This is a genomic window from Sphingomonas sp. 3P27F8 (genome assembly GCF_005502745.1).
GTDB lineage: Bacteria > Pseudomonadota > Alphaproteobacteria > Sphingomonadales > Sphingomonadaceae > Sphingomonas.
Map to the genome: position 1 here is coordinate 108,986 of NZ_SCNL01000013.1, position 16,614 is coordinate 125,599.

Annotated in this window: 15 protein-coding genes and 1 pseudogene; 9 read left to right on the top strand and 7 right to left on the bottom strand. The window is 61.9% G+C overall.

The window, feature by feature from the left end:
- Positions 1-15 precede the first annotated feature (15 nt).
- The 3 genes from FFS35_RS15195 to FFS35_RS15205 are packed head-to-tail and all read left to right on the top strand — an operon-like array spanning position 16 to position 1,636.
- Positions 16-498: a UPF0262 family protein gene (locus FFS35_RS15195; protein ID WP_137787937.1), complete on the top strand. Its 483-nt coding sequence runs from the start codon at positions 16-18 to the stop codon at positions 496-498.
- A gap of 5 nt (positions 499-503) precedes the next feature.
- Positions 504-1,178: a GH25 family lysozyme gene (locus tag FFS35_RS15200; protein WP_137787938.1), complete on the top strand. Its 675-nt coding sequence runs from the start codon at positions 504-506 to the stop codon at positions 1,176-1,178.
- Positions 1,175-1,636 (top strand): cytidine deaminase, encoded by a 462-nt coding sequence (locus FFS35_RS15205; RefSeq protein ID WP_137787939.1) that lies wholly within the window; start codon positions 1,175-1,177, stop codon positions 1,634-1,636. The genes FFS35_RS15200 and FFS35_RS15205 overlap by 4 nt, the downstream gene beginning before the upstream one ends.
- 265 nt (positions 1,637-1,901) lie before the next feature.
- On the opposite strand, the pseudogene FFS35_RS20380 reads toward FFS35_RS15205, so the two are convergent.
- Positions 1,902-2,034 (bottom strand): annotated as a pseudogene (locus FFS35_RS20380) (IS630 family transposase); the annotation flags it as partial.
- A 417-nt stretch (positions 2,035-2,451) separates the two neighbouring features.
- Here FFS35_RS20380 and FFS35_RS15215 point away from each other — a divergent pair.
- Positions 2,452-3,717 carry a hypothetical protein gene (locus FFS35_RS15215; RefSeq protein WP_137787941.1) on the top strand — a complete coding sequence of 422 codons (1,266 nt, stop codon included), beginning with the start codon at positions 2,452-2,454 and terminating at the stop codon, positions 3,715-3,717.
- A gap of 366 nt (positions 3,718-4,083) precedes the next feature.
- Here FFS35_RS15215 and FFS35_RS15220 read toward each other — a convergent pair whose 3' ends face one another.
- The 3 genes from FFS35_RS15220 to FFS35_RS15230 all read right to left on the bottom strand — a co-directional run bounded on the left by FFS35_RS15220 (position 4,084) and on the right by FFS35_RS15230 (position 7,220).
- Entirely contained in the window at positions 4,084-4,713 is a 630-nt protein-coding gene (locus tag FFS35_RS15220) for a glutathione S-transferase family protein (RefSeq protein WP_137787942.1), read from the bottom strand.
- A 123-nt stretch (positions 4,714-4,836) separates the two neighbouring features.
- Positions 4,837-5,721 (bottom strand): alpha/beta hydrolase, encoded by an 885-nt coding sequence (locus FFS35_RS15225; protein ID WP_137787943.1) that lies wholly within the window; start codon positions 5,719-5,721, stop codon positions 4,837-4,839.
- 26 nt (positions 5,722-5,747) lie between these two features.
- Positions 5,748-7,220 carry an MFS transporter gene (locus tag FFS35_RS15230; RefSeq protein WP_137787944.1) on the bottom strand — a complete coding sequence of 491 codons (1,473 nt, stop codon included), beginning with the start codon at positions 7,218-7,220 and terminating at the stop codon, positions 5,748-5,750.
- Between the two features lie 118 nt (positions 7,221-7,338).
- On the opposite strand from FFS35_RS15230, the gene FFS35_RS15235 reads away from it, so the two are divergent.
- The 3 genes from FFS35_RS15235 to FFS35_RS15245 all read left to right on the top strand — a co-directional run bounded on the left by FFS35_RS15235 (position 7,339) and on the right by FFS35_RS15245 (position 10,627).
- Positions 7,339-8,517 (top strand): serine hydrolase domain-containing protein, encoded by a 1,179-nt coding sequence (locus FFS35_RS15235; protein ID WP_137787945.1) that lies wholly within the window; start codon positions 7,339-7,341, stop codon positions 8,515-8,517.
- Complete coding sequence (locus tag FFS35_RS15240) at positions 8,514-9,461, top strand: alpha/beta hydrolase (RefSeq protein WP_137787946.1); 948 nt, start codon at positions 8,514-8,516, stop codon at positions 9,459-9,461. Before FFS35_RS15235 ends, FFS35_RS15240 begins: the two co-directional genes overlap by 4 nt.
- A 194-nt stretch (positions 9,462-9,655) precedes the next feature.
- The gene (locus tag FFS35_RS15245) at positions 9,656-10,627 is read left to right on the top strand and encodes a substrate-binding domain-containing protein (RefSeq protein ID WP_137787947.1); all 972 of its coding nucleotides are present in this window, start codon (positions 9,656-9,658) and stop codon (positions 10,625-10,627) included.
- On the opposite strand, the gene FFS35_RS15250 is transcribed toward FFS35_RS15245, so the two are convergent.
- Together FFS35_RS15250 and FFS35_RS15255 are read right to left on the bottom strand one after the other, a co-directional pair.
- Positions 10,608-11,543 (bottom strand): ROK family protein, encoded by a 936-nt coding sequence (locus tag FFS35_RS15250; RefSeq protein ID WP_137787948.1) that lies wholly within the window; start codon positions 11,541-11,543, stop codon positions 10,608-10,610. The genes FFS35_RS15245 and FFS35_RS15250 overlap by 20 nt on opposite strands.
- Positions 11,540-12,577, bottom strand: coding sequence for a glycoside hydrolase family 68 protein (locus FFS35_RS15255; protein WP_249341685.1), 1,038 nt, complete (start codon positions 12,575-12,577; stop codon positions 11,540-11,542). The genes FFS35_RS15250 and FFS35_RS15255 overlap by 4 nt, the downstream gene beginning before the upstream one ends.
- 124 nt (positions 12,578-12,701) lie before the next feature.
- Between FFS35_RS15255 and FFS35_RS15260 the strand changes: the two genes are divergently transcribed.
- Together FFS35_RS15260 and FFS35_RS15265 are read left to right on the top strand one after the other, a co-directional pair.
- Positions 12,702-15,020, top strand: a complete 2,319-nt coding sequence (locus tag FFS35_RS15260; RefSeq protein WP_171007650.1) for a TonB-dependent receptor — start codon at positions 12,702-12,704, stop codon at positions 15,018-15,020.
- A gap of 44 nt (positions 15,021-15,064) precedes the next feature.
- The gene (locus FFS35_RS15265) at positions 15,065-16,396 is read left to right on the top strand and encodes an acetyl-CoA hydrolase/transferase C-terminal domain-containing protein (RefSeq protein ID WP_137787951.1); all 1,332 of its coding nucleotides are present in this window, start codon (positions 15,065-15,067) and stop codon (positions 16,394-16,396) included.
- Here FFS35_RS15265 and FFS35_RS20195 read toward each other — a convergent pair.
- Positions 16,393-16,614, bottom strand: a 222-nt coding sequence (locus tag FFS35_RS20195; protein WP_212742223.1) for a hypothetical protein, incomplete at its 5' end; no start/stop codon positions are given. The genes FFS35_RS15265 and FFS35_RS20195 overlap by 4 nt on opposite strands.

The window sequence follows — 16,614 nt, forward strand, 5'->3', positions numbered from 1 at the left end:
TCTATCGCAACGCTAATGGCCGATCCCCGGATCATCGATGTCGAGCTGGACGAGCACACAATATTGTGGCGTTCGGCGGATATCGAGCAGGAAAGGCGGATTGCGATATTCGATCTGATCGAGGGCAATCACTTCGCGCCGCAAAAGGTCCACCCTGACGGTTACGCCGGGCCATATCGGCTCGCGTTGTCGGTGGAGGAGGGGCGGCTGTCGATGGCGATCCGGCGCGAGGATGGCGCACCGCTTGAGACGCACATCATCGCGATGGGTCGGTTCCGCCGGCCGATTCGCGACTATTTCGCGATCTGCGACAGCTATTTCCAGGCAATCCGCCAATCGACACCGCAGCAGATCGAGACGGTGGATATGGCTCGCCGGGGAATACACAACGAAGCGGCGGAAATGCTCAAGGAGCGGCTGGCGGGCAAGATCGAGATCGACTTCGATACCGCGCGGCGCCTGTTCACGCTCATCTGCGTCCTGCATATCAAAGGCTGACGTCGATGTGGGGGTTGGGACGTTTCGCGTTGATCGTCGCCGCGCTAGCCTTGTCGGGCGTGGCCGCGTGGCAATATGCGACGCACTGGCGCCCCTCGACCGAGCGCTATCCGGTGCAGGGCGTCGACGTAAGCGCAAGCGACGGCGCGATCGAATGGAACAACGTATCCGCCGCCGGCGCCGATTTCGCCTATGCCGTCGCAACCCGCGGCGCACGCGAGCGCGACCCGGCGTTCGAGACGAACTGGCATGGCATGGAAGCGGTCGGCATGCGGCGCGGCGCTGTGCACCTCTATTCCTTCTGCCAGCCGGCGCGAGAGCAGGCTAATGCGTTCAATACGTTCGTCCCGGCCGATGCGGACGCGCTGCCGGTGGCGATCGACATCAGCTACGATCCAGGCTGCACCACCCGGCCGGAGCGCGACACGCTGGTGAGCGAGCTGAAGCTGCTCGCCGGAACGATCGAGGCGCATATGCGCAAGCCGGTGTTGCTGCGAATATCGCGCGCGGTGGAAATGGATTACGACATCAGCGCCGCGCTGCCGCGCAACCTGTGGGCCAGCGGCAATTTCATCGCGCCATCTTATGCCGCGCGCCCGTGGCGGCTGTGGCGCGCCAACGATATGCGCCGCGTCGACGGGATCGACGGCCCGGCCAATTGGGACGTCGCCGCACCATGACCGATCGCGCCACACTCATCGCCGCCGCTCGCGCGGCCGCGCTCCACGCCCATGCGCCCTATTCGCGCTTCGCGGTGGGGGCGGCGCTGCTGATGCGTGACGGATCGATCGTGACTGGCGCCAATGTCGAGAATGCCAGCTATGGCCTGTCGCTGTGCGCCGAAACGGTCGCGGTGGCCAGCGCAAGTGCGGCGGGCTTTCTCGCCGAGATCGTCGAAGTTGCCGTGATCGGCGGCCTGATGGATACGCACGGCGTCCCCATCGGCACGACGACGGTGAACCCCTGCGGCCGGTGCCGACAAGTGTTGAACGAGGCGGCACAGATGGGCGGACGCGATCTGATTGTCCATTGTGGCGCGGCGGAGGGCGGGGCGGTCATCACCTATCGCCTTTCCGAGTTGCTTCCGGACGCGTTCGGGCCAGCCGATCTGGGCATAACCCCGCGCCCGGCGGCGTGAGCGCGAACCGTCCGCTCACGCTGCAAAAGCTGTTCGCTTTTCAGGTCGGGGTGACGATTTACCGAAGGCGGGATGGCGTGATCGCGGTCGGTCGCTCAGCCGGCAGCGTGCTCGCGTTCGCCCCACAAGATCGAGCGATGTTCGTCGGTAAAGCCGGTCAAGCCACCCTCGACGGTCTCTGCCCGAGCGACGCCGACGGCGAAAGCCGGCCGCGACCGCGCGGGCTCTTCCTGCATCGCGGCCGCCCAGCGCTCAATCGCCACTGGCGATGCGGATCTAGGTCGAGCGGGCCTTGGAACCACTCCCACCGACGCTTCAGAACGTCGGGGCGGTTCTGCTCCGGGGCATGCCCGGACTTTGTTGAGCGTGATCCGGCGACGCGCGAAGAAGCGCAACAGACCTGCGACGTTGATCCCGACGCCATGTGCGCCGCGCTCGGTGCGCAGGTCGGTATGCGAGATGGCCGGCTGCGGTTCGATCGCGCAGCGGATCAGGAGCAACATGCGCCTCGATCCGACCCGAGCCGCGGTCGCCGCCTTGGCGCCTGGGCGTGGCATCGCCCTTCATCGGCCCAACGCATTCGAGCGCGACGATCTGCGCGTCATATACGACAAGGCCCCGTCTGGTTAGGGGCGGGGCCATGTGGCACGGTTGGTTGCGGGGACCCGCAGCGGATTGAAACATACATTTGCGATGGCAAGGGCATGAATCGCTCTTCGAGCGGGCGCCGCGCGTCGGACCGGCAGTCCAGACCGCAATTGGACGACGACGCTCCGGGTTGCGCTGGCGCACCTTCACCCTCCGGCGAGGAAATCGTGGCGGGGATGACCGCCGGGCGGGACTGGTGGCAGCTGCGCGCTTTCGACGTCGCGCCCTGGATACGCAGCCTGCCCGTCTCCATCAGGACGGACAAGCATAACCGGCTCGGCTGGTTAGGGCGTCCCTGGGACGGCCACAACGACCTGCCGGTCGGCGAATGGGCATGGGATGGCGAGCGGGAGCTAGACGAGGCCGAGCCGCTGGTCGACGACATCGACGCCTGGGATGGCACGATCGTCCCCGGCCACGAGCTGAAGAAGCTGATAGCGGAGCTCCGGCGGCTAATAGCGGCCAAACCCGGTCTGGGTGTCGCCTTGCCGGACTATCGCGACGTCCGGGCAACCCTCGTCGGCGAGGAGGGCGATGTGTCGGAACCGACCTCCGCAATGGCCGTCGTGGACTTTGACATCGGCGAGATGATCCTGCCGATCGGGATCGACGACTGGCAGCTGCGCCCCGACACGTGGAGGCCGGTGGAGGAAGTCGCTGCGCTCATGGTCTCGATGCTGGTCGACACCTTATCGAGCCGTCGCAAGCTGCTTCGAAGGGAACGGAAGATGCGCGAAGGCTTCGAGCGCGACGTCGCCCGGTTCGGAGGCGGTGCCTCCCCGCTCTGGCTGCGAATGGAGCCCGTGCGCTTCACCAGCCGTCGATCCAAACTCTTCCGCCAGCCCTACGTGGCGCTCGACGTTGAACTTGGTATCTACCAGGTCTGGGCTCCGTCCGGATTAGAACAAGTGAGCTCGGCACCAAGGCTCAGGAAGGTCTATTCGCGGAGGGGCTCCGGTCACTGCCGCAACGTCGAGCGCCTCAAAGTCTTGCGCGCGACGGGATCGATCGGCTGGATCAGCGACGTAGCGCTGGCCCTGATAGAACAGGCGGGCCGCAACCCGGCAGCGGTGTTCAAGCAGGAGCTCGATGCTGCGCTCCATGACGGGAGCCATGACCACTACGGCTGCGACGGACACTTCGGCGCCCTGTTCTGCCACTACGGCGTGCTCAATCCATTCTTCACGTTCGATGGCGGCTGCTACAGCGACGGCACCCTCACCCTCGACGGCAGGTATCCCGAAGTGTTGGCTCTCGGAGCGCCGGGGCGGCTCTTGGCCCAATACGTGGACCATCCCGCATTCGTGGCCGCTGGAGCGGTAATCGAGCGATCAGAGTGGAGCGAGGAACGACTGAAACTTTACCACACGCCAAGGCTGTTCACCGTGGAGGAGGCGGAGCGCAGGTGGTCTGGAGGCCGAACCTCTGAATAAACGTGAAGACGCTGAGCGGCCTCGTTGAACCGGCTGACGCGGATGGCCGTGACCTCGCCGGAGGCGCTGCGGTCGCGTGAAGCGACGCCGTCTTTCATCGCCATTATGCACGGCATTCACTTTCGCGCCCGTCACGATCCAAACCGTCCGGCAGCATCAGGAAGTGCCAACGTGCACTTGGACCGAACCCATCCGTAACTCACGCTAGGCGATACGGTCGCCGGCGATCGTGAGGTCTGCGTACGGAGGCTCTTTCCTCAACGAAAGTAGTTCGAGCGCGTAGCCGTGTTGACTGGGCACCGCAAAGCGGGAGCGTCGGCGACGTTGGCGCTGCTCTAGATTACGCCACTGACCTACCCGAACAAGTTAGCGCCATGCCGGCGCCTGCATATCGACCTCACGCGCCCGTTTGAAGGCTGATCTATCGCACGCACGCTCGAGATAGGCTCTCACATTCGGTCCGTACCCCGGTCCTAGACCGACGATCGTATCGCCCAAATAGAGCGCGTATACAATCGCGATGTCAGCGATGGTGAAACGATCGCCGCACAACCATTCGCGACCCGACAACTCGGCCTCTACCGACTTGAGACGACCATAGAACCATTTTTCGTAATCGAGCGCCGTACGGCCGTCCGGATCTGGCTCGAATTGACGATAGCGAAGCACGATGGTCTGCGGAAACGTCAGCGTCGCGTCACTGAAAAACAACCAGTTCAAGAAGTTCGCGTACCCTGATTCAGCGGCACTAATGGCCAATGGGGTCGGGCCGTATTTTTCTGTCAGGTAAAGACACATCGCCGTGGACTCGCTCATCCGCACGTCGCCGTCGATCAGGTAGGGCACGGTTCCCAAGGGGTTGGTCGCTAAATAAGTTTTTTCGCGCAGGCGGGGCGGGAAAGATAGGAAAACCGGCCGATATGGTAGGCCAAGTTCCTCCAACGCCCACAGGGGTCGCAGGGAGCGGCTCTCCCGGCAGTGATAAAGTTCGATCACCGGCCTAGTACCTTATTCCGAAGTTAAACTTCTCATAAACTGGTAAGGTTGATCGCCGGTCGCAGTCGCGCGTCGGCGATTGTGTGATGATGCTTCGAGCTACCAACCCTGACGGACCCCTGATCAAAGTAGAGCTCTCACGATTTGCCTGCGCGCTTCGCGCCCCTCACGAGTTGGCAGGGCAGGCGACGGGTGTATCAAACCCTCGCCCTCGCGATAATCGACCTCGACTCCCGCTTCCCTAGCCTTGGCAACCAGCAACCTGGTGTCCGGATTGGTGATATCGCGCGTTCCGCTGATAACCGTCATAGGTCCAAGCCCAGACATCATCCCATGCAGCGGACTCACAATCGGATTTGTTAGATCGAGGCCGCCACGCCACTGCTCGAAAATCGGTCGAAGGGCATCGCTCCGCAATAGTGGGTCCATTCGTTCGACCGCATTGAGCTCAGGATTAGACAGAGTGAGATCGAGCGCTGGATGGATGAGAACCGTCCGCCTGAGCTGCACGCCCTCGTCGCGCAGTTGCATCGCCACTGCCAAAGCAATGCTACCTCCTGCTGAGTCACCGCATATGCTGACCCCCCGGGCAGGACGTTCCCTCAGCTCATCCCGTGCGAGCTGGGAAATAAATTCTACCGCCTCCAGGGCCGTGCCCCAGGGCACCAACGGATAGATCGGAACGATCGCACAAGTATGAGCTTCGGCGGAAATCCGCGCGATCAACCTCCAGTGAAACGGGTTGATTTCCCCATAGTAGGCTCCGCCGTGAACGTAGATGACCGACTTGTCCGCCTCCATTCCCACCGGCTTCACCGAGTAGACCGGCCACCGATGCTGGTCGACGCGATCGATGAAGACATCGCGTCGAATGCGCTTCGGGGGGCCGAACCTCGCAGGTCGGAGTGCGGCAGCACGCACCGCGTCTTTGCCCGCTTCCGCGGTCGATGGCGGCTTCAGCGTTAACCGCAAAAGCGTCTCGAAGAATAGGCTCCCGAAGCTCGGCATCAATGCGCTCCAACCATGGTCGGGTCTTAATCCGTACCCAGAAGGCCCGTTGGCCGCGCTGTCCGAGTCGAGCGCCGCTGATTGAGTTCAACGATGATCTCCTGATGTCGCGCGCGCCCAAGCCGATAGGTCAGGATCAGCGGCAAAACTACAAGGAAGGCCAAGCCATGGCCGGCGCCCCACAACAGGCCGAGGAATGTCGCTGAGCGTTCTGGCAGGACAGCGACAGTGTTTGCGGTCGCCTTCAATCCGACCGAGGACAGCACTAGCCCAGCGACGAGTGAACCAATGCCGGTGGCTGCCTTCGCTGAAAAAACAAGCGCGCTGAAGTACAGACCTTCGCAGCGCTGCCCGAACTTCAATTCGTGCTCGTCCACGGCGTCTGCGATCATCGACTGGAAACCGATGAAAAAGAGCGAGTTGCATGCGCCGAACGAGACGCTCGCGACGACCAAAACTGCGGTCGCCGCGGGGGTCGGCAGTGGTCCGAGCCACTGATACGCCGTAAGCACCGATGATGCCTGACCGACCGCCACAACGATGATGCCAAGAACGATCACATCCCGCTTTTCCATGCGCTGCAGTATGAGAGCCGTGAGCGGGATCCCAAGCAGCAGTCCCACTTGGAAACCGACGATGGGAAATTGGTTCTGGGCAGCCGGCAGCTTCCAGAAGTGATTATAGGCGTACAGGTTTAGTGCGTTCATGCTGCCCGCGATGATCAACACGATCAGGGCCGACGTGAAGAGGACCATAAAGGACCGATTCCGCGCAAGATCCTTAAGGTCTTCAAGGAAGGACTTGGAGGTTGCGCTTGGCGGTAGGTGCTCAGCCGCACTGGAAGCGACAGCGCGTCGGACACCGATGATGCACGCCAAGCCCATCGTCAGCACGACGACGGTCAATAATAGGCCCAATTGGACGTATGCACTTCGGGACGCATAGTCCTCCTTGGTCGTGAATATCACGCCGAAAGCCGGCGCGATCGTGAGCACCGTTCCCACGAATCCGAAGATCATCCTGTAGACCGTGACACTAGACCTCTCGTCGTAATCGGTCGTCAACTCGGCGGTGAGCGCCGCGTAAGGCAGTGCGTAAATCGATGTCCCGACACGGAGGAGAATGTTCGAAAGCAAGGCAAGGCCGATGGCCGACACCGTGCCCCCCGAGATCGGGATTCCGAACAGAGCGAGAGATGCAATGCAAATGACCGGCAGTCCGCCGATCATGAATGGCAACCTGCGACCCCACCTGCTCTGCGACCTATCGGACCACGATCCGATCAGCGGATCCGCCACGGCGTCCACTAGCAGCGACAGGAAAATGACCGTTCCGGCTACAGCCGGTGAAATGCCGACCACGCTGGTGAGATAGAACAGGAGAAAGGTGTTCGCGACGAACGTCGCCGAGACCTCGACACCTTGGCCTACGCCAAAAAGTAATTTCGTTCGCACCGGCAGTCGACGAGCAGCCCGGGTCCCCATATCGCTCTTTCCCATCGCCACCCGCTCCAGACTGCCAACTAACTACTAATCATGCAATGCATTGCATAAACCGACTCGTCGCTGCTATGCAAGTTCGATCAAACGCGGAAGCGTTGAGGAGGACGGAGGGGATATGACTATCTCGACTCACATCGGCGGGCACGTTGCACCGGATTTCGAGCGCTGCCGTGAAGCATTCGAAACTGGATTTCGGAGCGGCTCCGAGGTGGGCGCGGCATGCGCCATAAGGGTCGGGGGGGAAACCGTCGTAGACATCTGGGGTGGCGCAGCAGACGGGATCACTGGTCGCGCGTGGGAGCGAGACACGATCGTACCGGTGTTCTCGGTATCGAAAGGCGTCGCCGCGGTGTGCGTGCTGCATCTCGTGTCGCAGGGGCTGCTGGACCTTGACGAACCAGTCTCCACGTACTGGCCCGAATTCGCTGTGTCCGGTAAATCGAGAGTCACGGTCCGCCAGGCTTTGGCCCATCGTGCCGGCGTCCCCTTCGTGGACGGCGAGGTCACGATTCAGGACCTCCAGAACGTTCCAGGCATGGCCGCCCGGCTGGCAGCGCAAAAGCCTATATTCGACCCTGGTGCAACCCATATCTATCATCCGGTATCGATCGGCTGGATCACGAGCGAGCTTGTTCGTCGGGTGACGGGCAATTGTCTCGGCGATTGGCTTCGGACTGAGATCTGCGAACCGCTCGGACTTTCCATCTTCATGGGATTGCCAGCCCAGGAAGGCGAGCGAGTTGCTCGTCTCGTCTACCGCGACCCCGAGACGGCCGCGAAAGTAGTCGCCGAAACCATGATGGAAGATACGCTGCCGTGGCATGCGCTCACGCTCAACGGTCTCCTGTCCTTCGCGCCCGACCTCGGGAAAGGCAGTCTGAATGACCCTGCTGTCCAGCGGCTGGAACTCGCAGGCGCCGGTGGCATCGCCGACGCAAGGTCGCTGGCAACCTTCTATGGCGCTTGCATCGCGCCGGTAGACGGCGTCCGGTTGATGTCGGACGAAGTCATCGCCGACAGCATCAAACCTGTGTCAACGGGGCGTCAGTTCGGCCTTGAAGAAGACGGTCCATCCTGGGCCGCAGGAGTGATGACCCCCTGGCGGGTGCAGCCGATGCTCGGAGGATCGAGCTTCGGCCATGACGGCATGGGTGGGAGCCTCGCCTTCGCGGAACCGCGGCGACAGGTCGCTTTCGCCTATGTCCGTAACGGCATGGCGGCCGGCGGCTTTGAAGATCCCGAGGTGTACGCGGTCGTAGCCGCTCTCCAATCAATTCTTGAGGAAACAGAATGATGCTCGATCCTGTGCTCTCGCAGTTACTCGCGTCCGTGCCGCTCGAAGTTTCGCTGCCGATAGATTGGCCTGCACAGCGGGCGACCGCTGCAACCCTGCTACCTCTCATTCGGGGAGACGGACCGACGACCGAGGTCGCATCGGTCGAAGAGCGGCTGGTCGACGGCCCGAACGGACCTGTTGAACTGCGCGTTTATCGGCCGACCAGGCCAACAGCGACTACGCTCCATTACATCCACGGTGGAGGCTGGGCGGTCGGTGATCTCGAAACGGTCGATCATACCATTCGGCACATCTGCGAAGCGCTCCCGGCAGTGGTCGTTTCGAGCACCTACCGTCTAGCGCCAGAACAACCCTTCCCGGCGGCCTACGAGGACACATTGGCAGCCGTCAGCTGGACGGTCGACCACCTAGCCGAGCTTGGTGGCGATTTCGCTCGACTGGGGATCGCGGGTGACAGCGCAGGGGGAAACCTCGCAGCGGCTGTGGCAATCGGACTGCGTCCGGTCACAGACGACGGTGTCCACCCACTGGCGGCTCAGCTGCTGTTGTATCCATCTGTCGACCTGCGCGATTCCTCCTGGACGGCGAAGTCGAGAATTGCGGATGCAGATCCCAGCCTACGGTGTGACGTGATGCGTGCCACGGCCGCTGCATACATCGGCACGAGCGATCCCGACGACTGGCGACTGTCGCCGAGCGCAGCCGATGACCATTCCGGCTTGCCGCCGGCGCTGATCGTCGTGACCACAGTCGATCCGCTCCGGGATGAGGCGGTCGCCTATGGCGAACGACTAAGACAGTCAGGGGTCCATACCGAGGTGATGGAATTTGCCAACATGACCCATGGCTTCACGCACCTTAGGCGGATCGTACCAGCCGCAGCGGAGGCGTCGGAGCAGGTGATCGACGAATTTCGAAAGCTGCTCGACCGGCCAAAATAAATTGTTGCCACGGTCTACCATGGTCAGAGGTCGCTCGTCGCCCATGATCAAACGGGAAAATCATTGCCATCGTTTGCAAGGTTGGTGAAAACCTTCTCGTGCCTACCAAACCCCCACCGAATAAAGTACGACCGGAGAGCACGGTCGCGTCAAACGGCGAAGCGTCTCCCCGCGAGCCTAGGACGCTGCAGGAGATGGCGCAGCTTTCTGGCGTCTCCGCGGCGACCGTCTCGCGCGCATTAGCGGACAGTCCGCTGATCGCGCCAAAGACCCGCAAGCGCATTCAGGACCTCGCCACTAAGGTCGGGTTCAGCGTTAACCCCGCCGCGAGGATGCTCAGAACCCGGCAGTCAAACACGATCGCGCTAATTCTCCCGCTTGGTCACGAGAAGGGGCAGCACCTCAGCGACCCCTTCTTCATGGCGATGCTGGCCTACCTCGCAGATGCCGTTTCGCAACGAGGCTACGACCTTCTACTTCGCCGGATAGAACCGGATACAACCGATTGGCTGCGCAAGATCATCGATCGAAGCAGGGTCGATGGAGTCCTGGTCATCGGTCAGTCGGATCAGACCGAAGTCCTGCAAGAGGTCGGCAAGACCTATCTCCCGATGGTCGTGTGGGGACAATGGACGCCGCATCAGAGCTACGTCTCCGTAGGGGTGGACAACATTGAGGGCGGCCGTCTCGCCGCGATGCGACTACTCGACGAGGGGCGTGGTCGACTAGCCTTCCTCGGCAACATCGCAGTGCCTGAGTTCGCGGCCCGTCATGAAGGTTTCATGTCTACACTGCCAGCGAAGCAGCGGTCCGAGGCAATCCTGTTTCCCGTTCATCTTACCGCACAAGACGCATTTGCGGCGGCCGAGCAGCTGTTCCGAGACCATCCCGACATCGACGGAGTGTTCGCAGCGTCCGACGTCGTCGCCATGAGCGTCATCCGCGCTGCGGCCCAAGCCGGAAGGTCTGTTCCGGAGAATCTCTCGGTCATAGGTTTTGACGACGTACCCATCGCAGCTCAGAGCAATCCGCCCCTGACGACGATCCGTCAGGATCTCGAGCAGGGGTCGCAGTTAATGTGCGATCTCCTTTTCATGCGCATGCGCGGCGAGCAGGGCCAATCCGTTCAATTGTCGCCCGAATTGGTCATCCGCGCATCCGCCTGAGAGTATCTTGCCGATCAAGGGACTTGGCTGCCATTCTAGCCAGCGCGAGCGCACCGAACAGACCCGCATCGTCGCCCAGCATGGGCGGGTGTATGAGTGTCAGCGCTTCTCCCGGTGCGACGATGTATCCACCGGCCATACGGTCCGCGCACCGGCGAACCCCATCGAGCAGTCCACGCGTCCCCATAACTCCGCCGCCGAAAACGATCCGCGCCGGAGACAACGTCGCAAGAAGGGAAGACGCGAGCCAGCCGAGGTACCAGGCGACAATGTCATGCGCGGGATGGGCGCTGTCGAGTTCCGACAATGAACGGCCCCATTGCGCTGTGATGGCGGGTCCGCTCGCCAGACCTTCCAGGCAGGCACCGTGGTACGGGCAGCAGCCTGGAAAGTCTTGGTCGAGCCGATGCCTCGGCGGCACAAGATGACCCATCTCTGAATGACGTGCGCCGATCAAGGATTTGCCGCCCACCACCGCACCGCCGCCGATGCCCGTTCCCACCGTGACGTAAACCAAGGCAGAGGGGTCCAGATCTGGGGTTGCACCCACCTCAGCTAGGGCTGCGGCGTTTACGTCCGTGTCGATCTCGAGCGGTAGGTCGAACGCCTCGAGGAGCGGCCCAACTATCGACACGCCGCTCCATTTCGGTTTGGGCGTCGAGAGCAGCCTCCCCCAGTCGGGTCGCGAACGATTGAGACTGATCGGGCCAAAGCTCGCAACCCCGAGAGAAGTGATCCTGCCGTGTGATTCCTCTGAAGCGAGAAGGAAGCTGACTACCTCTGCTAATGTGATGGCTGGCTCTTGGGTCGGTATGCGCAGACGGCACAGCCACCGACCTTCCTCGTCGGCCAGCCCGCAGACGAACTTGGTGCCACCGGCTTCCACGCAGCCGTAGAGCTTGGTTCCAGCATTCACGGCACCGGCGCTCCGGTCACGACTGGCAGCACCGTCTCGCCATCGAAGCGCAGATGGAAGTTTGGAGCGACAGTCCCGCCGAACAAGGCGCGCCGCTTTGCTGGATCCTTCGGTGGCTCGTGACCGGTCGCCCCGGGATAGTCGACGAAGCTGAGAACGGCGCCCTCCGCCGTCACCCACCAACAATATGCCTGGAATGGTGATTCGACCGGGTTGGCCGCCACGAGCCCGCTGCCATTGACCGGTCGCCAGGGGCCCGAGAAGCGTTCAGCCACCATCCCGTACAAGCCGGTCGGCGCACCCAACATTGGCGCATGCCGACGGCCGTGACTCGACCAGAACAGATAGTAGCGACCGTCACGATGGATAACGTGCGGACGCTCGAGTTCGCTGTTGACGCCGATCGCCTCCACGAGCGGCGGTCTCAGCTGCCACCTCCCGTCAGTGCGGGTCGCGACGCCGATAACGCCATCTAGGTCGTCGTCGGTCCAACCTGCGGAGCCTGAAAACAACAGGTGCTCTTCGCCGTCAGTTGGATCGATGAAAAAACTCGGATCACGGAAGGCCCAGATCCCGCGCCGCGGCGCAACTGCCTGATCGGCGACCTTGTAGTATACGCCGTCGGCGGCGACAGATTCGACTGGGGGCGTCCAGCCGCTCAGGACCGGCTCCCCGTTGGCGAAGTCTAGCGAACCACGCGTTTCGAAGAGTCGCTGCTCGAAGGTGAGATGTCCGCCGCGCCGGCCTGTCGCCGTGAAATAGATTGTTACCGTTCGTCCGTCGTCGTCCAAGACCGAGCAGCCCGACCATTCGCGGCTGCCCGGCGTCCAGCCGACGGGGAAGACCCAGCCGTGGTCGCGCCAGCCATCGAAGCCCAGGCTCGCCATCCGGATACGCGCGATGTCATGTCGATCTTCCGGGTCTGCCAGTATTGGCGTCGCGAGGAAGAACCATAACTGACGCCCGTGGGCCTCGAACGTCACGCCGTCACTCCACGCTAGCTGCCACATGTCCCAGACGTCGCCGTAGGCCACGACCCTAGAAAGGGAGAGATCGCTAATGAGGGGAAGTCGCAATTCGAGTTGGTGGTTCGCCAGCCGAAGCGCGCCAGCGTCTAAGTGTGTAGTGCTGGTGCACTCGGCCCCAGCCCTTGAGACATTGGCTGACGCATCGGACATTCCATTCCCCAATCTGAACCAGATGACAGGCCAGACCCGTCACTTTTCTGTTGCAATGCATTGCAGAAGTATGCATTTTGCAATGCATTGCAAGACCGAATCATACGGTCGTGACGTTGGAAGGGGAGGATGCATCGCCATGAAGAAACTGTCGTTAGCCGCCTGTGTATCGCTTATCGCAATCAGCGCTCAAGCGGATGCGCAGACCGCTGCCGCGCCCCGCAACGCGACCACAACCGCCCCAGACAGCCCTGCCGACAATCAATCCGCAGACATCGTCGTCACCGCATCGAAATCGGGCGCCGCGACTCTGATCGCAAGCCCGCTCGCTATCCAGGCGATCGGCGGCGCTGAACTCGAGAGGAAGCAGATCACCAACCTCGACTCTCTCGTAACGGCCGTACCCGGTGCATCGCAAAGTGAACAGGTCGGCGAGTTCCTCAGGAGTTACTCCATTCGCGGGTCGGGTAGCGGTGGCGGCATTGGCGATCCCCTCGTTGGCTTCTACGTCGACGAGATCCCTTACGCCACGCCGAACGCGCAGTTCGCGCCCACCGTGCGCGTCTCAGACCTCGACCGCGTCGAAGTCCTGCGTGGTCCCTATGGCACGCTTTACGGTCAGGGCGCGATGGGTGGGACCATAATCTTCCACACCAAGGATCCCAGCCTGACCCGCTTTACCGGCGGCGGCGAAGCCTACATCGCGGGGATGCGAGATGCTGGCGACCCGAACTACGGCGTGTCCGGGGCGATGTCCGTTCCGTTAATCGACGGCAAGCTAGGCCTGCGCGTCAGCGGTGGATACGATTATCGCGCGGGATACGCCGATGTCTATTCGGGTGCTCCGACGGGCACCCCCCGTGCGCGAGACGCGAACGATTCCCGTCGCGGTGACGTGCGCGCTGTGCTGCTGTTCAGGCCGGACGACAACTTCAGCGTCCGTCTCCAGTACATGCACAATGCAGGCAAGCAGGATTACAGCCAGCAAATGTCGTCGGTGTCGCCGCCGTACCTCGCCGACTGGGGGAACGTGGTGGGCTACGAGAGGGGCAGCAACGACCAGTTCGGTGCGACGATTTCCTACGATCTTGGATTTGCGAAACTTACCAGCGCAACGTCGTTCCTCAAATTTCAGTATTCGTATCTCTACGGGTATACGTTTGTCGCCCCTCCGTTGGGCCAAGGCGCTCTGTTCAACGGATACGACGGCGAGAGCTTCTCGGAGGAACTAAGGCTTAGATCCACTGGCACCGGCCCGCTCCACTGGGTCGTCGGCGGGTATTACAACAACGCGAACAACTTCATCACACAGGGCATTAACTTCGCGGTGCCGGTATTCAACGGGAACGTATATACGAATACGAAGACCAAGAACTATTCTGGCTTCGGCGAAGTCAGTTACGACCTATTCGACGGGAAGGTCGTGCCTCTAGGCGGCCTCCGTGTTTATCACGATGACCGTACGTTCGAAGGTAGTGGGAACAGTCCGCTGGCCATTCCGACAAACGGCGGCGCAAATCCGACGGTGGTCACGTGGCGTGCAAACCTCAGCGTCCACCCCAACAAGGACATGACGATCTTCTTCAACGCGGGCACCGGGTTCCGAAGCGGGATCATCCAATCGCCGTTCCAGGTGAGTTTTCTCGCGATCGACGGAATCACAGGCAAGACGGCGCTCGATCCTGACCGGGTCCGCAACTACGAGCTTGGCTGGAAGGGCTACGTCCGAAGCGCCCGATTGCGCTACGACCTTAGCCTTTACAGCCTTACCTATGACGGCCTTCAGACTGGTCTCACAACGTCGTCGGGGATCGCGGCCTTCGCCTCATTGGGCCAGGGTCAGATCCGCGGTATCGATCTTTCGCTAGACTGGCAGCCGATCAAGGGGCTGACGCTGGGCTTCTCGGGTGACCTGAACGACTCGAAGTACGTCAGCGTCGATCCGCAGGTGGCAGCGTTGCTGGGCGGCATCGCGCCCGGCAAGCAGCTGTTGAACACGCCATCCTACACGTTGCGCTTCGACGTCGGATACACCGGCGAGATCGCGCGCAACCTGACTCTCTACACTAACGCGTCCGCAAGCCCGACCGGATCGCGGACGAACCAGGCGAACCAGAAGACGCCGGAATTCACTTTGGTGGACGCAATGGTCGGCCTACGCCGGGGTCCGTATTCGCTGGAACTGTTCGGGCAAAACCTGACCGATGAGCGTGGACCGTGGTTCATTCGCCCGCCAGCGTTCGTTGCCGGTCCTCTACCTCGCACGATCGGTCTGCGCTTCCGCGCGTCGTTCGACTGAGCCGATGGTACTCGTTACCATCTGGTACTAGGAGGGCGCGATCCATGAATGTCCAGCGTCCCGACCGGGCCATTTCGTGCATCGACGCTGCCAAGACGTTGACGGCGGAGGGGGCGGCAGCGCTCGTGCCGAACGGTGCGAAGATCGTCATGGGTCTCGGGATCGCGCAACCGCCGGCTATCCTCGCAGCGTTAGCGGCGCGGGCGGAGGCCGGTAAGGTGGACAGCCTCGCGGTCTACTATCTGCTCTCGACGTCCACGGCACGCGACAGCGTATTACGCCGTGGACTGCGGAACAGGATTACGCCTGTAAGCCTCTTTCACAGCGCCACCGAACGCGAGATGAATCGTTTGGCGGCCGCCGAAGGCTTCCCCAGCGTATCGTTTATTCCCACCGCGTTCAGCCAAGTCCCCAGACTGCTTACCGAACAGGTTCGCGCTGACGCCCTCATTACGACCGTGTCGCCGATGGATGACGATGGCAACTTCAGCCTTGGTACGAACTGCGACTACGCTCTATCGGTCGCTCGATCTGCCTCGACCGTGATCCTAGAGGTCAACTGCAACATGCCGCGCACGCTCGGCGACTGCCTTATCAACATAGCCGACGTCACGGCCGTCGTGAAGAACGACACGCCGCTTTTAGAGGTTCCGGATGCCACCCTCCGAGCTGAGGACAAGGCGATCGGTCAGATCATCGCCGGCCTGATCGACGATGGTGCCTGCCTGCAGATGGGCATAGGGGCGGTCCCACAAGCGGTATGTGCGGCGCTGCGCGGACACCGGAACCTCGGCATACATACGGAGCTTCTGACGCCTGGGCTCGCGGCGCTGATGCGCGCCGGCGTGGCCGACAATAGCCAAAAGAACCTTCATCCGGGCAAATCGATCTTCACATTCGCTATGGGCGACCGCGAGCTCTATGATTTCCTCGATGGCAACGAGGCGCTGGAGACTTATCCCGTCGACTACGTCAACGACCCATGCGTCATCGCCCGGAACGATCGCATGGTGTCGGTCAATGCCACCCTTCAGGTCGACCTGCACGGCGCCTGCAACTCGGAATGCGTCGGCGCCGCGCAATACAGCGCGTCCGGCGGCCAGCTCGACTTCGTGCGCGGCGCCTTTGCCTCGCGGGGCGGGAAATCGATAATCGCATGCCACTCGACCGCGGCGAAAGGGACTGTGTCGAGGATCGTCGCTCACCTCGACGGGCCGGTCACAACGCCCCGCAACGACACCCACATCGTCGTCACCGAACACGGGTGGACAGACCTGAAGGGCAAGACGCTCGAGGAGCGGTCGTTAGCTCTCATCTCAATCGCGCATCCGGATTTCCGCGAGCAGCTTGAGCGGCGCCACCGCGACGGCCTTTAATTGCCGGCTTCCAGCTTTGAGTACGGTCGGCAGCGGTGAGACCAGTACAGCGGCTTTGCTCCCCAGGAAAGCGGCGGCAGAGTCATCAACAAGGCCGACAGCCGTTGTCCGCCGTCAGCACCAATGGCACAGATTTGAGGTTGTGATTTAAGGAGGATCTGGGCTTCGTCGTAGTGACGAAGGAACGAAGATGAAGCCCAGATCCTCCAATGTAAAAT